The sequence below is a fragment of the Pseudomonas sp. rhizo25 genome, assembly GCF_031931935.1.
Lineage (GTDB): Bacteria > Pseudomonadota > Gammaproteobacteria > Pseudomonadales > Pseudomonadaceae > Aquipseudomonas > Aquipseudomonas synxantha.
In genome coordinates, this window is sequence record NZ_JAUJXA010000002.1 from 563,847 (window position 1) to 578,399 (window position 14,553).

Consider the following 14,553-nt stretch of genomic DNA (forward strand, 5'->3'; position numbering starts at 1 on the left):
TCAGGCACCTCTCGGACTCTGGTACATCATGGCCACTCAAGCAGACGGCAAGACCCCCAACCTGTCGCAGGAAGAGCAACAGGACGTCGACAAGAACCAGCCGCCGCGCGCGGCTGTTTTGCACGAAATCATCCGCACCCAGGGCGACCAGGAACTGGAACGCAGTGTCGCCGCCTTGTGGTGGTCGGCACTCGCGGCCGGGCTCACCATGGGGCTTTCATTGATGGCGATGGGGTTGCTCAATTCGCGGCTGCCGGACGGCGAAGGCTTCAAGGTGATCGCCAGCTTCGGCTATTGCGCGGGGTTTCTCGCAGTGATCCTGGCGCGCCAGCAACTGTTCACCGAAAACACCCTGACCGCAGTGCTGCCGGTGATGAGCAAGCCTACCCTGGGCAATGCCGGTCGCCTGTTGCGGTTATGGTCAGTGGTACTGGTGGGCAACCTGTGCGGCACTTTGCTGGTGGCCTACGTGATGTTGCACCTGCCGATCTTTGACACCAAGACCGACCTGGCCTTCCTCGATATCGGGCGCAAGATCATGGAGAACGATCCCGCGCAGATGTTTGCCAAGGGCATCGTGTCCGGCTGGATGATCGCCACCATGGTCTGGATGATCCCTTCGATGGAAAGCGCGAAGATGTGGATCATCGTACTGATCACTTACCTGATGGCGTTGGGAGATTTCACCCATATCGTCGTCGGCTCGGCGGAAGTGTCGTACCTGGTGTTTGCCGGCGAACTGCCGTGGAAGGACTTCTGGCTGGTCTTCGCCGGGCCGACGCTGGCCGGCAACATCATCGGGGGCAGCTTCATCTTCGCCCTGATCAGTCACGCGCAGATCCGCAGTGAAAGCAGCCTGCCGGGTAAAGCGGCTGCGGACCCAAGGCATCCGCAGCAGATCGACAAGGATCAGTGAGGGCTGGACGTGACCTGTTGCTCATCCCGGGTCACGTGCTTGACCAGCTTGCCGATGCTCAAGCCCTGCAACAGGATCGATGACAGCACCACGATATAGGTGATGCTGAGCAGCAAGTCACGCTCCGGGCCGAGCGGCAGGGCCAAGGCCAGTGCCACCGAGACACCGCCACGCAAGCCACCCCAGGTGAGGATGCGGATAGTGCCGCGTGGCACCGTGCGCCAGCGTCGTAGCAGCAGGATTGCCGGGGCCACGGTCAACAGGCGCGAGAGCAGGATCGCCAGCGCCAGCAGGCTGGCTGCGAACACATGCAGCCAATTGAACGGCAACAGCAGCAGTTCCATGCCGATCAGCGCAAACAACAGGGCGTTGAGCATGTCGTCAAGCAGTTCCCAGAAGCCATCCAGGTAACGACGGGTCATATCGTTCATGGCCAGCTTGCGACCCAGGTTGCCGATGATCAGCCCCGCGACCACCATCGCAATCGGTGCCGAGACGTGCAGTTCCGAAGCCATGGCCGAGCCGCCGATCACCAGGGCGAGGGTTAGCATGACCTCGATCTGATGCTGTTCGATGCTCTTTATCATCAGGTACACGAGGTAGCCGATCAGCCCGCCAAAGACCACGCCGCCAATGGCCTCGTGGGCAAACAACATCGCAGTGGCGCTCACGGTGGGCGTCTCGCCCAACTGCGCGATGCCCAGCAACACGGTAAACACCACCACGGCGGTGCCGTCGTTGAACAGCGACTCGCCGACGATGGTGGTTTTCAGCGGTTTCGACGCATTGGCGGTACGCAGTACGCCAAGCACCGCAATCGGGTCAGTGGGGGAAATCAAGGCGCCGAACAGCAGGCAGTAGAGAAAGCTTACATGCCAGCCAAACAGGGCGAAGATGTAGTACGCCAGGCTGCCGATCACGACGGTGGCGATCAGCACGCCAAAGGTTGCCAGCAAGCCGATGGGCCAGCGATAGCTGCGCAGGTCGTTCAAGTTGACGTGCAAGGCGCCGGCGAACAGCAGGAACGAGAGCATCCAGTTCATCAACAGATCGCCGAAATCAATCTGGCCGATCAGTTGCTGGACGCGTTCCTCCAGGCCTGGGTAGCCGAGCACGCTCAGGCCTTGCAGGATCAGCGAAAAGATCAGCGCGGTGACCATCACGCCGATGGTCGGTGGCAGGCCGATGAAACGGAAGTTCACATAGGTGAGCAGGGTGGTAAGGCAAATGAAGGCGGCGACAAGTTCAAGCATCCGGGGTCCTTGGAGCGGGGAAATGTAGGCACACGAGGTGCGCCGAAGCAGGGTTTAGTATAAACAGGTGCAGTTACATCACGAATCAATTGAGCAGGGCCTGGTGGTATTGTTCGGCATGCTGGTGATAAAACTTTGACTATCGGATAAAACTAAAAAGGAATGGGTTATGACAGTGGCTTTCTGGTGTGTGTTGATCGCAATTTTTCTGCCGTACCTGTGCACGGGAGTGGCCAAGTTCAGCGGCGGCAAGTTCGGGGCTCGGCAGAACCACGATCCGCGGGCCTTCCTCGATACCCTCGAAGGCTTTGCCAAGCGCGCCCACAGTGCGCAACTCAACAGCTTTGAAGTGACCCCGGCGTTTGCCGCGGCGGTGATCATCGCGCACCTGGCCGGTACGGCAGAACTGGTGACGATCAACGTGCTGGCGGTGCTATTTATCACCAGCCGCCTGCTGTACATCATCTGCTACCTGGCGGACTGGGCGATCTTGCGTTCGCTGGTGTGGTTTGTGGGGATGGTGTTGATTGCGAGTTTCTTCTTCGTCTCGATCTAACCCTTGACGCAGAAAGCTTGCGGGAGGGGGCAAGCCCCCTCCCAAATTTGATCTTCAGCATTATCAGGTACCAGCTGGCGCCTCTGGTACCTGGGGGAGTGGCGCACCTTTTGGCCACAACATCCAGATCTGCCCCTGCTGCTTCATATTTCCCGCCAGCTCGCCTGCCGCATCACCCGTGCCCCAGAACAGGTCTGCCCGCACTTCGCCGGTGATTGCGCCGCCGGTGTCCTGGGCTGCGACGGGGCGGATGATCGGTGAGCCGTCGGGTTTGGTGGTCGACAGCCACAGCAGGCTACCCAGTGGGATCACCTTGCGATCCACCGCCACGCTATAGCCAGCGGTCAATGGCACGTTCAGTGAGCCGCGCGGGCCTTCGTTGCTGTCGGGGCGGGCGCTGAAGAAAACGTAGCTGGGGTTGCTCGCCAGCAGCTCTGGAATACGCTGCGGGTGTGCCTTGGCCCAGGCACTGATGGCGCCCATGGTCACCTCTTCTTTTTTCAGCTCGCCTTGCTCTACCAGCCAACGGCCGATAGGGCGATAGGGGTAGCCGTTCTGGTCGCCATAACCGACACGCAGTTGACGCCCGCCCGCCAGTTGAATGCGCCCCGAACCCTGGATCTGCAGGAATTGCAGGTCCATCGGGTCAGTCAGCCAGGCAATCGGCTTGGCGGTCGAACCTTGACTGTTGAGGGTGCTGGCGTCGTCGTAGGGCTTGAGGACGCGGCCTTCCAGGCGTCCGCGCAGGCGCTTGCCCTTGAGTTCCGGGTAGATGCTTTCCAGGTTGACGATGATCAGGTCATCCGGCACACCGTATACCGGCACGTGGGCGCTGGCGGTTTTGGTCAGGCTGCCAGGGTAGACCGGCTCGTAATAGCCAGTGATCAAGCCATGTGGGGTGTTGTCAGCCGAACGCAGGCCGAATACATCCAGGTGCTCTTTGAGGAAGCCACGGACCGTCACGGCATCGCCCGGTACGCTGGCCGCGGCTGCGCAGGTCGTGCCCCACACCGGGTCGGCCTTGAGGCGCTGGCAGGCGCTGCGCCAGGATTCAAACCCGGCCAGCAAGTCGCTATCGGCGACAACCGGCAAGGCTTCCCAAGGCGCACTCACATAGGTGGCGACGGCGTGAGGCTTGGCTTCTTCTTTGGCGACTTCTTTGTCGGTGTCTTTACCTGCATCACAGCCGGCCAGCAGCGCGATCATTGGCAGAGCCCACACCAGGCGGCGGCTCCAGGGTTTCAAGGTGACATTCATCTAGGCAATTCCTGAAACGATTGCCCGTGCGTCGCTGCAGGCGGGCAACCCTTATTATTAATAGGGCTATTGGTCTTTGTGGGCGGTGCGAGGATACTGGCCGCCGTTTTCCGTGACCTTGAAGCCATCATGATGTTAAAAAAACTGACCGTTGTACTGCTGGCCTGCCTGGCCTTGTCCGCCTGTGGCGGTGTCGACCCCAACTCCCCTCTGGGCCAGCGCAAGGCGATCTTCAAGCAGATGCTCAAGACCGGCGAAGACCTGGGCGGCATGCTGCGCGGACGTATTCCGTTCGACGGTGCCAGGTTCGCCGAGGGCGCGGTCAAGCTGGATGCCTTGTCCCATGAACCATGGAAGCATTTCCCGAGTGTGCGCGAAGAAGACCACACCAGTGCCAAGGACGATGTCTGGCAAAAACAGGCGCAATTCCAGCAACTGGCCCGCGACCTTGAGGCTGCCACCGGTGAATTGGTGATCGCCAGCCAAATGCAGCCCTACAAGGCCAGCAACCTCCAGCCTGCGGTACAAAAAGTCGAAGATGCCTGCAGCGCCTGTCATAAGCAGTTCCGCGACCACTGACCGGGTTTACTGGTCGAGTTCTTCCACCGCGTCCTGCAACTCTTTGCGCGACTCGGCCAGCTTGTCCTTACGTTTGTCGATCTTGTCCGGGTCGCCTTTTTTCATGGCCTTGTCGAGGTCGGCCTGACGCCGACTGACTTCATGCTTGGCGTCCAGCACCTTGTTTTCACGCTCTTTACGCAAGGACGCATCGGTGCAGTGGGCGGTGACTTCGGCCAGGGCTTTTTCCAGGCCGGCTTGCTGGGCGCTGTTGCCATGGGCCTTGGCCTGGTCAATCTGGGCGCTGATAGCCTGGCGCTTGGCGGCGCAGCCGGTAAGCGGCTGCGCGTCTTCGGCGGCCAGTAGTGGCGTGGCTGTGAAACTTGCGAGGGTCAGCAAGGCAAGGGGGGCGAGAAATTTCATATAAAGCTCCAAGGTCGCAATCAGGTGGCCGGGCGGCGTTCAAAACCCATCTATCCCGGCCCCGCGTAATGTTTCAGCCAAGGCTTGTACCTGCGGGTCGCGAAAAAAAGCGCTGAGTTGCGCCGCACGTCCCGGGCCGATGCCGTCCGAGGCCAGCCAGGCTTGGGTGTCTTTGGCGACCAGTGTCTGCCAGTCGCCTTCCAGGTTGTTGCGCGCCGCAGGTGGTACGCCCAAGGCTTTGAGCCATTGTGAAAAAGGGCGTTGCCTGGCGCGTTGAATATTGTCGAGCACCCGCGTACGGGTGCGGTCACCGAAGCCCTCAATGGTAGCAAGCTGGGCCGCATCCAGGGTTAACCAATCGAGAAAGCCTGCGATTAGACCCGCCTGGATCAATATGTTCCAGGTTTCACGGCCCATATGCGGCAAGGCCAGGCCCTGTTTGCCGCTCAGCCAGGTTAAGCGGGCAAGCAATTGATCTTCGCAGCCCGGGTCCAGTTGCCAGCAGCTCAAGGCATGAAAGGCCCGGGTATCGGGAACCTGCACATCCACCCTTGTGGCGTTACGCAGGACCACCTCATCCAACCGGGGAATCACCTGGCCCGCCAGGCTGATGGACACCTGGTCACCAGGACGGATATCCAGAGTTTCCCAACGTTTCAGTGAGCTGGCACTGACTCGGCTGATCTGCCGATCATCCAGGCGCACGGGTTCCAGCTCGAGGATGGGGGTAATGCGCCCGGTACGCCCGACCTGGAACTCTACGTTGCGCACCAGCGCCAGGGCCTTTACTGCCGGAAACTTCCAGGCCACCGCCCAATAGGGGGCGCTGGCCTCCCAGCGTTCGGCGGGCGCCCGCGCGGCCTGGTGCAGTACCACGCCATCGCTGGCGAAGGGCAGTGGCGCGTTGTACCAATGCGTGCGCCAATGCGCAGCTTTGCTGATGTTCTCGATAGGGTGGCTGTAACGCTGGCTGTCGGTAAAGCCCCAGTGCGCCAAGGTGGCCAGGCGTTCGTTGAAATCGCTCGGACCATCGGGCCAGGCCCAGACGAATAAGCCGATCCCTGCTGCCTCGGCATCGCTCAACTGTCGACGGTTCATCAGGCCAGCCACTTTGCTGCGTGCACTGAGCCCACCCTTCATCGATTGCACGTGGTGGTTCAGGCGCCAGTAAAGTTCGCCTTGCAACACTACATCCACCGCGTCTGGCAACTGTTGCACGATGCCCGGGATCCTGCGCCCGGAGGCTGACCAGTCGTGCCCCAGCAGGCCGTCGCCCCGGCTGATGAGCTGGTGCAAGCGACCTTGTCGATACACCAGCGTCACCGCGACGCCGTCTACCTTGGGCTGGACCCATACATCGTGACGGGTGCTGAGCCAGTCACTGACTGCCGACTCGTCCAGCAGCTTGCCCAGGCCAGTGTGCGCGACCGGATGGCGTAATGTGCCACGTGAACTGGCCAGCGGATTATCAGCCTTCGGGAGGGGCTGGTGAGCGCATTCGTGCCAGTGCGCCAGGCGCTGGCGGGCCTGGTCGTAGAGTTCGTCACTGATGGGGGACTGGCCCAGGCGGTGGTAGCTGTCGTCCCACTGGCTGACCTGCCTGGTCAAGGTGTCGAGTTGCGCGTGAGCGTCATCGGGGCAGGCCTCTGCCCACGCCCAGCCGGGTAGAACACTGAGAAAAAAAGCCATGAACCTATGCATCATGAGCATCCTTGCTCGAGGAAGGGTGCCCAGCCTAAGTCATCCAAGTGCCCACAAAAAAGCCCCGACTGCTCGGGGCTTTTTACCAGGTGTTTCTGTGTGCAGCGCGAACGCTTACAGGCCGGCGGCAGTGCGCAGGTCGTTGGCGCGGTCGGTTTTTTCCCAGGTGAAGGTGCTGAAGGTGTCGTCGCCAACAGTCTTCTGCGCCGGGGTACGACCGAAGTGGCCGTAGGCTGCGGTTTCCTGGTACATCGGGTGCAGCAGGTCAAGCATGGTGGTGATCGCGTAGGGGCGCAGGTCGAAGATCTCACGCACCAGCTTGACGATCTTGTCATCGCTGATCTTGCCGGTGCCGAACGTATTCAGCGAGATCGACGTGGGCTGGGCCACGCCAATGGCATAGGACACCTGGATTTCGCAGCGCTCGGCCAGGCCGGCAGCCACGATGTTCTTGGCCACATAGCGACCGGCGTAAGCCGCGGAACGGTCAACCTTGGAGGGATCCTTGCCGGAGAACGCGCCGCCGCCGTGACGGGCCATGCCGCCGTAGCTGTCGACGATGATCTTGCGCCCGGTCAGGCCGCAGTCGCCCACCGGGCCGCCGATGATGAACTGGCCGGTCGGGTTGATATGGAACTGGGTGTCCTTGGTCAGCAACTCGGCAGGCAACACGTGCTTGACGATCAGCTCCATCACGCCTTCGCGCAGGTCGGCATAGGACACGTCCGGGTTGTGCTGGGTCGACAATACAACGGCGTCGATCCCCACGACCTTGCCGCCTTCGTAGCGGCAGGTCACCTGGGACTTGGCGTCCGGGCGCAGCCATGGCAATACCCCGGATTTACGCGCCTCGGCCTGGCGTTGCACCAACTGGTGCGAGAAGGTGATCGGTGCCGGCATCAGCACGTCGGTCTCGTTGCTGGCGTAGCCGAACATCAGGCCCTGGTCGCCGGCGCCCTGGTCTTCAGGCTTGGCCCGGTCAACGCCCTGGTTGATGTCGGGCGATTGCTTGCCGATGATGTTCATCACGCCGCAGGTGGCGCCATCGAAGCCGACGTCGGAGCTGTTGTAGCCAATATCGGTGATCACATCACGAACGATCTGCTCGAGGTCGACCCAGGCCGTAGTGGTGACTTCACCGGCGATGATCGCCACGCCCGTTTTCACCAGCGTCTCGCACGCCACGCGGGCGAACTTGTCTTCAGCGATGATAGCGTCCAGCACCGCGTCAGAGATCTGGTCGGCGATTTTGTCCGGATGCCCTTCAGACACGGACTCGGAGGTGAAAAGGGAGTATTCGCTCATCTCGATGTTTTCCTGATATTTACCGATGGTGAGTGTCGCCAGCCGGCCGCTGAAAATGGCGGACCTGAATCTGGAAACCATTACGTAAACCTACATAGAGGCTTTCCCCGGGAACGAGTCCCGCAGCGGTGGCCCAACGGGCCAGATCGTCCTGTTCAAAACCCAGCCAGAGATCACCGCAGGCCTCCTTGGCCCAATTCTGGTTGTGGCTGCATAAATCCGTTACCAGCAGGCTACCGCCGGGGTGCAGCAACCCGGCCATTTGCTTGAGGGCATCGGCTGGTGCGGCGAAATGGTGCAAGACCATGTTCAGCACCACGCAATCGGCCCGCAGGCCGGTGTCACCCAGGGCGTCGGCCAACTGCAGGCGCACATTGCCCAAGGCTTCGCGCTCACAGAGCTGGCGCGCCAGCTCCAGCATCGCCGGGCTGTTGTCCAGAGCCGTGACCTGCACGAAGCGGCGCGCCAATTCCGGCAGGAAACCGCCGTCGCCAGGGCCGACTTCCAGGGCCGTGGCCTTATCACTGAAGCTCAGCTTGTCCAATAGCGCCAGCACGCTTTCGCGGTACTGGGCCAGCCCGGCGATCAGGTCCTGCTGGGCGCGAAACTTGTCGGCAACCCGGGAAAAAAAGTCCTGGCTGGCGGCGGCGCGTTGCCCGTGCACCTGGCCGATCCGCGATTGCACGTCGCTTGGCAGCCCCAGGTTGTCCACTTCCTCAAGCAAGGCCGCGTGCAGTTTGCCGCCCAGTTGTTCGGTGTGGGGCAGGGCGCGGCGGTAAAAAATCGCATTGCCTTCACGGCGGGTGGCTACCAGGTCGGCCTGGGCCAGCACCTTCAAATGGTGGCTCATGCCGGACTGGCCGATGGCGAAGATCTGTGCCAGTTCCAATACCCCGAAAGAATCGTTGGCCAGTGCACGCAATACGTTCAAGCGCAACGGATCGCCAGCGGCCTTGCACAAGGCTGCAAGCTCATCGCCATCGTCAGGACGCAGGGAGGGCACGGGTAGGTTCATAAGGCCAGCAGTCTAGTGACGGGTTGGGATCCTCGCAAGGTCAATATCAAAAAGTTTTGATATTGATCGATAAGTGGCGGTTATAAGCCACCGCTATAACCCTTAGACGAACCTGTGGCAGGGTTCTGCAAGGGATAACTGTAGAAACCTCGGGAAAAAGCCCTTCAAGTGACTATCTGTCATTGCCCGCAGGCGGTGGCTGAGGGAAAATGCCGGTCCTTTTTTCCGTTTCTTTTAAGCAAACTCCAGGAGATCAGCGATGCCCAGCCGTCGTGAGCGTGCCAACGCCATTCGTGCCCTCAGCATGGATGCCGTGCAAAAAGCCAACAGCGGCCATCCCGGTGCCCCGATGGGCATGGCGGATATCGCCGAGGTACTTTGGCGTGACTACCTGAAACACAACCCGAGCAACCCTTCGTTTGCCGACCGTGACCGCTTCGTGCTGTCCAACGGCCACGGCTCGATGCTGATCTACTCGCTGCTGCACCTGACTGGCTACGACGTCACCATCGACGACCTCAAGAGCTTCCGCCAACTGCACAGCCGCACCCCGGGCCACCCGGAGTTCGGCTACACCCCAGGCGTGGAGACCACCACCGGTCCCCTGGGCCAAGGCCTGGCCAACGCCGTAGGCTTTGCGCTGGCGGAAAAAGTCCTGGGCGCGCAGTTCAACCGCCCTGGCCACGACATTGTCGACCACCACACCTACGTGTTCCTGGGTGATGGCTGCATGATGGAAGGCATTTCCCATGAAGTCGCCTCCCTGGCTGGCACTCTCGGCCTGGGCAAGCTGATTGCCTTCTACGATGACAACGGCATCTCCATCGACGGCGAAGTCGAAGGCTGGTTTACCGACGACACCCCCAAGCGTTTCGAGGCCTACAACTGGCAGGTGATCCGCAATGTTGATGGCCACGATCCTGAAGAGATCAAGATCGCCATCGACACCGCGCGCAAGAGTGCACAGCCGACCCTGATCTGCTGCAAAACCACCATCGGCTTCGGCTCGCCGAACAAGCAAGGTAAAGAAGACTGCCACGGCGCCCCTCTGGGTGACGCGGAAATCGCCCTGACCCGCGAAGCGCTGAAGTGGAACCACGGCCCGTTTGAAATCCCGGCCGACATCTACGCCGAATGGGATGCCAAGGAAAAAGGCCTGGCCACCGAAGCCGAATGGGACCAACGTTTCGCGGCCTACTCCGCCGAATTCCCTGAGCTTGCCAATGAACTGGTACGCCGTCTGGCCGGTGACCTGCCTGCCGACTTCTCGGCAAAAGCCTCGGCCTACATCGCCGAAGTCGCGGCCAAGGGCGAGACCATCGCCAGCCGTAAAGCCAGCCAGAACACCCTGAACGCGTTTGGCCCGCTGCTGCCTGAGATTCTCGGCGGCTCGGCCGACCTGGCCGGTTCCAACCTGACCCTGTGGAAAGGCTGCAAAGGTGTCTCGGCAGAAGATGCCAGCGGCAACTACATGTACTACGGCGTGCGCGAGTTCGGCATGAGCGCCATCATGAACGGCGTGTCCCTGCACGGCGGCCTGGTGCCATACGGCGCGACGTTCCTGATGTTCATGGAATACGCCCGTAACGCCGTGCGCATGGCCGCACTGATGAAGAAGCGCGTGATCCATGTGTACACCCACGACTCCATCGGCCTGGGCGAAGATGGCCCGACGCACCAGCCGGTCGAGCAACTGACCAGCCTGCGTACCACGCCGAACCTGGATTGCTGGCGCCCGGCCGACGCGGTTGAATCCGCCGTGGCCTGGAAGCACGCCATCGAGCGCAAGGACGGCCCATCGGCGCTGATCTTCTCGCGCCAGAACCTGCAACACCAGGTGCGTACCGACGCGCAGATCGCCGACATCAGTCGTGGTGGTTATGTGCTCAAGGACTGCATCGGCGAGCCGGAGCTGATCCTGATCTCCACCGGTTCCGAAGTGGGCCTGACCGTCCAGGCCTACGACAAGCTGACCGCCCAGGGCCGTAACGTGCGCGTTGTGTCCATGCCGTGCACCAGCGTGTTCGAAGCCCAGGACGCCGGCTACAAGCAGTCGGTGTTGCCTTTGCAGGTCAGCGCGCGTATCGCCATCGAAGCGGCCCACGCCGACTACTGGTACAAGTACGTGGGCCTGGAAGGTCGCGTAATCGGCATGACCACCTACGGTGAGTCGGCGCCGGCACCAGCGTTGTTCGAAGAGTTTGGTTTTACCCTGGAAAATATCCTGGGTCAGGCTGAAGAGCTGCTGGAAGACTAAGGCGCTAACGCGGTGGCCCACTGGTCACCGCCTCTACTGTAGGAGCGAGCTTGCTCGCGAAGATCGTTAACGATAACGCAGTGTTTCTGGTTTAACGCGGCGCTCTCAAGTTCTTCGCGAGCAAGCTCGCTCCTACAGTGGTTTGTGTCGCCCACAATGCGAGAACCCCATGCCTCAACCGCGTCCTTACAAAGTTGCACTCAACGGCTACGGCCGCATTGGTCGTTGCGTCTTGCGTGCGCTGTTCGAGCGAGGAGCGGCGGCCGGGTTTGAAATTGTCGCGATCAATGATCTGGCCGACATGGCCAGCATCGAATACCTGACACGCTTTGACTCCACCCACGGCCGCTTTCCCGGCGAAGTGCGGGTCGACGGCGATTGTCTGCATATCAATGGCGACTGCGTGAAAGTGTTGCGCAGTGCCACCCCCGAGGGCATCGACTGGGCGGCGCTGGGCGTCGACCTGGTGTTGGAATGCTCCGGTGCCTATCACACCCGTGCCGATGGCCAGCGTTTTCTCGACGCCGGCGCGCCGCGTGTGCTGTTTTCCCAGCCGATGGCCAGCGAGGCGGATGTGGACGCCACCATCGTCTACGGCATCAACCAGGATTGCCTGACTGGCGATGAGCTGCTGGTGTCCAACGCCTCGTGCACCACCAACTGCAGCGTGCCGCTGTTGCGCTTGCTGGATCAGGCGATCGGCCTGGATTACGTGTCGATCACCACGATTCACTCGGCGATGAACGACCAGCCGGTGATTGACGCCTATCACCACGAAGACCTGCGCCGCACGCGCTCGGCGTTCCAGTCAGTGATTCCGGTGTCCACAGGCTTAGCTCGCGGCATCGAGCGACTGTTGCCGGAACTTGCCGGGCGAATCCAGGCCAAAGCCGTACGGGTGCCGACGGTGAATGTGTCTTGCCTGGATATCACCATGCAAACCGTCAGCGACACCGATGCGGCGGAGGTCAACCGGATCCTGCGCGACGCCGCCACCAGCGGCCCGCTCAAAGGCCTGCTGGCCTACACCGAGTTGCCCCATGCCAGTTGCGATTTCAACCATGACCCGCATTCGGCGATTGTCGATGCCAGCCAGACCCGCGTTTCCGGCCCGAGGTTGGTGAATATCCTGGCCTGGTTCGACAACGAATGGGGTTTTGCCAACCGAATGCTGGATGTTGCGGAACATTATCTGCACATCGCCTCTAAACAACCTCAACAGTAATTCAGGAACTGCGACCCATGACCGTGTTGAAGATGACCGACCTCGATCTGCAAGGTAAACGCGTACTGATCCGCGAAGACCTCAACGTCCCAGTCAAGGACGGTGTTGTCACCAGCGATGCGCGAATCCTGGCCTCGCTGCCGACCATCAAGCTGGCCCTGGAAAAAGGCGCGGCCGTGATGGTCTGCTCCCACTTGGGTCGCCCGACCGAAGGTGAGTTTTCTGCCGAAAACAGCCTCAAGCCGGTAGCTGAATACCTGAGCAAGGCCCTGGGCCGTGACGTGCCGTTGGTGGCTGACTACCTGGGCGGTGTTGACGTTAAGCCTGGCGACATCGTGCTGTTCGAAAACGTGCGCTTCAACAAGGGCGAGAAAAAGAACAGCGACGAACTGGCCCAGCAATACGCGGCGCTGTGCGACGTGTTTGTGATGGACGCTTTCGGCACTGCGCACCGCGCCGAAGGTTCGACCCACGGTGTGGCCAAGTTCGCCAAGGTTGCCGCTGCCGGCCCACTGCTGGCCGCTGAATTGGATGCATTGGGCAAGGCCCTGGGCGCTCCGGCCCAGCCGATGGCCGCCATCGTCGCCGGCTCCAAGGTCTCCACCAAGCTGGATGTACTCAATAGCCTCAGCCAGATCTGCAACCAGTTGATCGTCGGCGGCGGCATCGCCAACACCTTCCTGGCCGCAGCCGGCCATCCGGTGGGCAAGTCCCTGTACGAGCCGGACCTGCTGGATACCGCCCGCGCCATTGCCGCCAAAGTCAGCGTGCCATTGCCGGTGGACGTGGTCGTTGCCAAAGAGTTCGCTGAAAGCGCCGAAGCCACCGTCAAGCTCATCGCTGACGTGGCCGCTGACGACATGATCCTGGATATCGGCCCGCAAACTGCGGCCAACTTCGCCGAACTGCTCAAGGCATCCCAGACTATCCTGTGGAATGGCCCGGTGGGCGTGTTCGAGTTCGACCAGTTCGGCAACGGCACCAAAGTGCTGGCCAAGGCGATCGCTGAAAGCTCGGCTTTCTCCATTGCCGGCGGTGGCGACACCCTGGCGGCCATTGATAAATATGGCGTTGCTGATCAGATCTCCTACATTTCTACCGGTGGCGGCGCCTTCCTCGAGTTCGTCGAGGGCAAAGTACTGCCAGCCGTAGAAGTGCTGGAAACCCGAGCCAAGGGCTAAAGCTCGCGTGATCAGGAAAAGGAGTGTTCCCATGATCAAGTCGTTGGCACTGGTAATCGCAGCGGGCCTGCTGGCCGGCTGCGGCAGCACGCCAAGTGCGGCGCCCGAGGCGGATAACGCCAAGGCACCGCTGAAAAAAAGCTGTTACCAGGCTGACTGGCAAGCCGAGACCATGCCGGTGATCAACAAGCGCATCGGCAACGAACGGCTGGAGAAATACGACTCCGCGCCCAACGGTCAGGAACAGGGTTGCCCATGACGGGTCTGATCCACTAACCGACAGCAAAGGCGGCCTTCCGGGGTCGCCGTTCGAGGATTGGCAATGAAAGGCGTTTTCGCCCTGGCAGCCCTGGCCCTGTTGGCTGGCTGCAGCAGCATGAACATGTTTAACAAGGCAGAGCCTGCCGATAAGTGGACCACCTGGACCTGCGACAGCAAGGCCGAGGTCAATTGGCGCTTTGCCAATCAGGACCGCAGCCAGGTGGATGTACGCCTGGGTGGTTCGGACCAGGTTTACCGTCTCAAGCAAGAGATTGCCGCTTCGGGCGTGTTGTACAGCGACGGCCAGTTGGCGTTTCACACCAAAGGTGAGGAAGGCCTGGTTTACTGGGTGGCCACCGATGATTTGATCGGGCGCGGCTGCAAAGCTCAGTGAAATTTTGACTGTAATGAGATCCAAATGTGGGAGGGGGCTTGCCCCCGATAGCGGTCTGCCGGACACCCATGTGCTGGCTGACACACTGCAATCGGGAGCAAGCCCCCTCCCACAGTAAATTCGGTTCCAAAGTGAGAATCGGCTACTGCAATAACGATTCAGCAGCTCAAGCTTAACCCCTTGATCTGCAATAACTTGAATAGCAGCCGCCGCTACGGCAGGCTTGCACGATTAACGACCCTCGACCGGGA

At 61.0% G+C, this 14,553-nt stretch carries 14 protein-coding genes; 8 read left to right on the forward strand and 6 right to left on the reverse strand.

Annotated features, from left to right (window positions below; translation table 11 throughout):
- Positions 1-28: 28 nt before the first annotated feature.
- A complete protein-coding gene (locus tag QZR30_RS06255) occupies positions 29-916 on the forward strand; it encodes a formate/nitrite transporter family protein (protein ID WP_046069895.1) in 888 nt (295 codons plus the stop codon).
- On the opposite strand, the gene QZR30_RS06260 is transcribed toward QZR30_RS06255, so the two are convergent.
- Positions 910-2,169: a cation:proton antiporter gene (locus QZR30_RS06260; protein WP_046069894.1), complete on the reverse strand. Its 1,260-nt coding sequence runs from the start codon at positions 2,167-2,169 to the stop codon at positions 910-912. The two genes, QZR30_RS06255 and QZR30_RS06260, sit on opposite strands and share 7 nt — an antisense overlap.
- Positions 2,170-2,338: 169 nt before the next feature.
- Here QZR30_RS06260 and QZR30_RS06265 point away from each other — a divergent pair, with 169 nt between their 5' ends.
- Positions 2,339-2,725 (forward strand): MAPEG family protein, encoded by a 387-nt coding sequence (locus QZR30_RS06265; RefSeq protein WP_046069893.1) that lies wholly within the window; start codon positions 2,339-2,341, stop codon positions 2,723-2,725.
- A 63-nt stretch (positions 2,726-2,788) separates the two neighbouring features.
- On the opposite strand, the gene mltA is transcribed toward QZR30_RS06265, so the two are convergent.
- Complete coding sequence (mltA, locus tag QZR30_RS06270) at positions 2,789-3,982, reverse strand: murein transglycosylase A (protein ID WP_311903060.1); 1,194 nt, start codon at positions 3,980-3,982, stop codon at positions 2,789-2,791.
- A gap of 129 nt (positions 3,983-4,111) precedes the next feature.
- On the opposite strand from mltA, the gene QZR30_RS06275 reads away from it, so the two are divergent.
- Complete coding sequence (locus QZR30_RS06275) at positions 4,112-4,561, forward strand: c-type cytochrome (RefSeq protein WP_311903061.1); 450 nt, start codon at positions 4,112-4,114, stop codon at positions 4,559-4,561.
- Positions 4,562-4,567: 6 nt separating this feature from the next.
- Here QZR30_RS06275 and QZR30_RS06280 read toward each other — a convergent pair whose 3' ends face one another.
- The 4 genes from QZR30_RS06280 to QZR30_RS06295 form a co-directional block, all read right to left on the reverse strand.
- Positions 4,568-4,963: a DUF1090 domain-containing protein gene (locus QZR30_RS06280; protein ID WP_056846947.1), complete on the reverse strand. Its 396-nt coding sequence runs from the start codon at positions 4,961-4,963 to the stop codon at positions 4,568-4,570.
- Positions 4,964-5,002: 39 nt separating this feature from the next.
- Positions 5,003-6,667 carry an NAD-dependent DNA ligase LigB gene (ligB, locus tag QZR30_RS06285; RefSeq protein WP_311903062.1) on the reverse strand — a complete coding sequence of 555 codons (1,665 nt, stop codon included), beginning with the start codon at positions 6,665-6,667 and terminating at the stop codon, positions 5,003-5,005.
- 111 nt (positions 6,668-6,778) lie between these two features.
- Entirely contained in the window at positions 6,779-7,969 is a 1,191-nt protein-coding gene (metK, locus tag QZR30_RS06290) for a methionine adenosyltransferase (protein WP_003194964.1), read from the reverse strand.
- 19 nt (positions 7,970-7,988) lie between these two features.
- On the reverse strand, positions 7,989-8,984 hold the full coding sequence (locus QZR30_RS06295; RefSeq protein ID WP_046069888.1) for an ArsR/SmtB family transcription factor: 996 nt from the start codon (positions 8,982-8,984) through the stop codon (positions 7,989-7,991).
- A 259-nt stretch (positions 8,985-9,243) separates the two neighbouring features.
- Between QZR30_RS06295 and tkt the strand changes: the two genes are divergently transcribed.
- From tkt to QZR30_RS06320, 5 genes are all read left to right on the forward strand, one after another.
- Positions 9,244-11,241 (forward strand): transketolase, encoded by a 1,998-nt coding sequence (gene tkt, locus QZR30_RS06300; protein WP_005792201.1) that lies wholly within the window; start codon positions 9,244-9,246, stop codon positions 11,239-11,241.
- 169 nt (positions 11,242-11,410) lie between these two features.
- Positions 11,411-12,466 carry an erythrose-4-phosphate dehydrogenase gene (epd, locus tag QZR30_RS06305; protein ID WP_046069887.1) on the forward strand — a complete coding sequence of 352 codons (1,056 nt, stop codon included), beginning with the start codon at positions 11,411-11,413 and terminating at the stop codon, positions 12,464-12,466.
- Positions 12,467-12,483: 17 nt separating this feature from the next.
- Positions 12,484-13,647: a phosphoglycerate kinase gene (locus tag QZR30_RS06310; RefSeq protein WP_043046203.1), complete on the forward strand. Its 1,164-nt coding sequence runs from the start codon at positions 12,484-12,486 to the stop codon at positions 13,645-13,647.
- Between the two features lie 31 nt (positions 13,648-13,678).
- Positions 13,679-13,906 (forward strand): hypothetical protein, encoded by a 228-nt coding sequence (locus QZR30_RS06315; RefSeq protein WP_046069886.1) that lies wholly within the window; start codon positions 13,679-13,681, stop codon positions 13,904-13,906.
- A 63-nt stretch (positions 13,907-13,969) separates the two neighbouring features.
- Positions 13,970-14,302 carry an MliC family protein gene (locus QZR30_RS06320; protein ID WP_046069885.1) on the forward strand — a complete coding sequence of 111 codons (333 nt, stop codon included), beginning with the start codon at positions 13,970-13,972 and terminating at the stop codon, positions 14,300-14,302.
- Positions 14,303-14,553 lie beyond the last annotated feature (251 nt).

Excerpts from the sequence above, each read along its gene's own strand:
- QZR30_RS06265 (WP_046069893.1), top strand. The coding sequence starts at position 2,339 with ATGACAGTGGCTTTCTGGTGTGTGTTGATCGCAATTTTTCTGCCGTAC.
- metK (WP_003194964.1), bottom strand. The coding sequence starts at position 7,969 with ATGAGCGAATACTCCCTTTTCACCTCCGAGTCCGTGTCTGAAGGGCAT.
- QZR30_RS06310 (WP_043046203.1), top strand. The coding sequence starts at position 12,484 with ATGACCGTGTTGAAGATGACCGACCTCGATCTGCAAGGTAAACGCGTA.
- epd (WP_046069887.1), top strand. The coding sequence starts at position 11,411 with ATGCCTCAACCGCGTCCTTACAAAGTTGCACTCAACGGCTACGGCCGC.
- tkt (WP_005792201.1), top strand. The coding sequence starts at position 9,244 with ATGCCCAGCCGTCGTGAGCGTGCCAACGCCATTCGTGCCCTCAGCATG.
- QZR30_RS06275 (WP_311903061.1), top strand. The coding sequence starts at position 4,112 with ATGATGTTAAAAAAACTGACCGTTGTACTGCTGGCCTGCCTGGCCTTG.
- QZR30_RS06295 (WP_046069888.1), bottom strand. The coding sequence starts at position 8,984 with ATGAACCTACCCGTGCCCTCCCTGCGTCCTGACGATGGCGATGAGCTT.
- QZR30_RS06260 (WP_046069894.1), bottom strand. The coding sequence starts at position 2,169 with ATGCTTGAACTTGTCGCCGCCTTCATTTGCCTTACCACCCTGCTCACC.
- QZR30_RS06320 (WP_046069885.1), top strand. The coding sequence starts at position 13,970 with ATGAAAGGCGTTTTCGCCCTGGCAGCCCTGGCCCTGTTGGCTGGCTGC.
- QZR30_RS06255 (WP_046069895.1), top strand. The coding sequence starts at position 29 with ATGGCCACTCAAGCAGACGGCAAGACCCCCAACCTGTCGCAGGAAGAG.
- mltA (WP_311903060.1), bottom strand. The coding sequence starts at position 3,982 with ATGAATGTCACCTTGAAACCCTGGAGCCGCCGCCTGGTGTGGGCTCTG.
- QZR30_RS06315 (WP_046069886.1), top strand. The coding sequence starts at position 13,679 with ATGATCAAGTCGTTGGCACTGGTAATCGCAGCGGGCCTGCTGGCCGGC.
- QZR30_RS06280 (WP_056846947.1), bottom strand. The coding sequence starts at position 4,963 with ATGAAATTTCTCGCCCCCCTTGCCTTGCTGACCCTCGCAAGTTTCACA.
- ligB (WP_311903062.1), bottom strand. The coding sequence starts at position 6,667 with ATGATGCATAGGTTCATGGCTTTTTTTCTCAGTGTTCTACCCGGCTGG.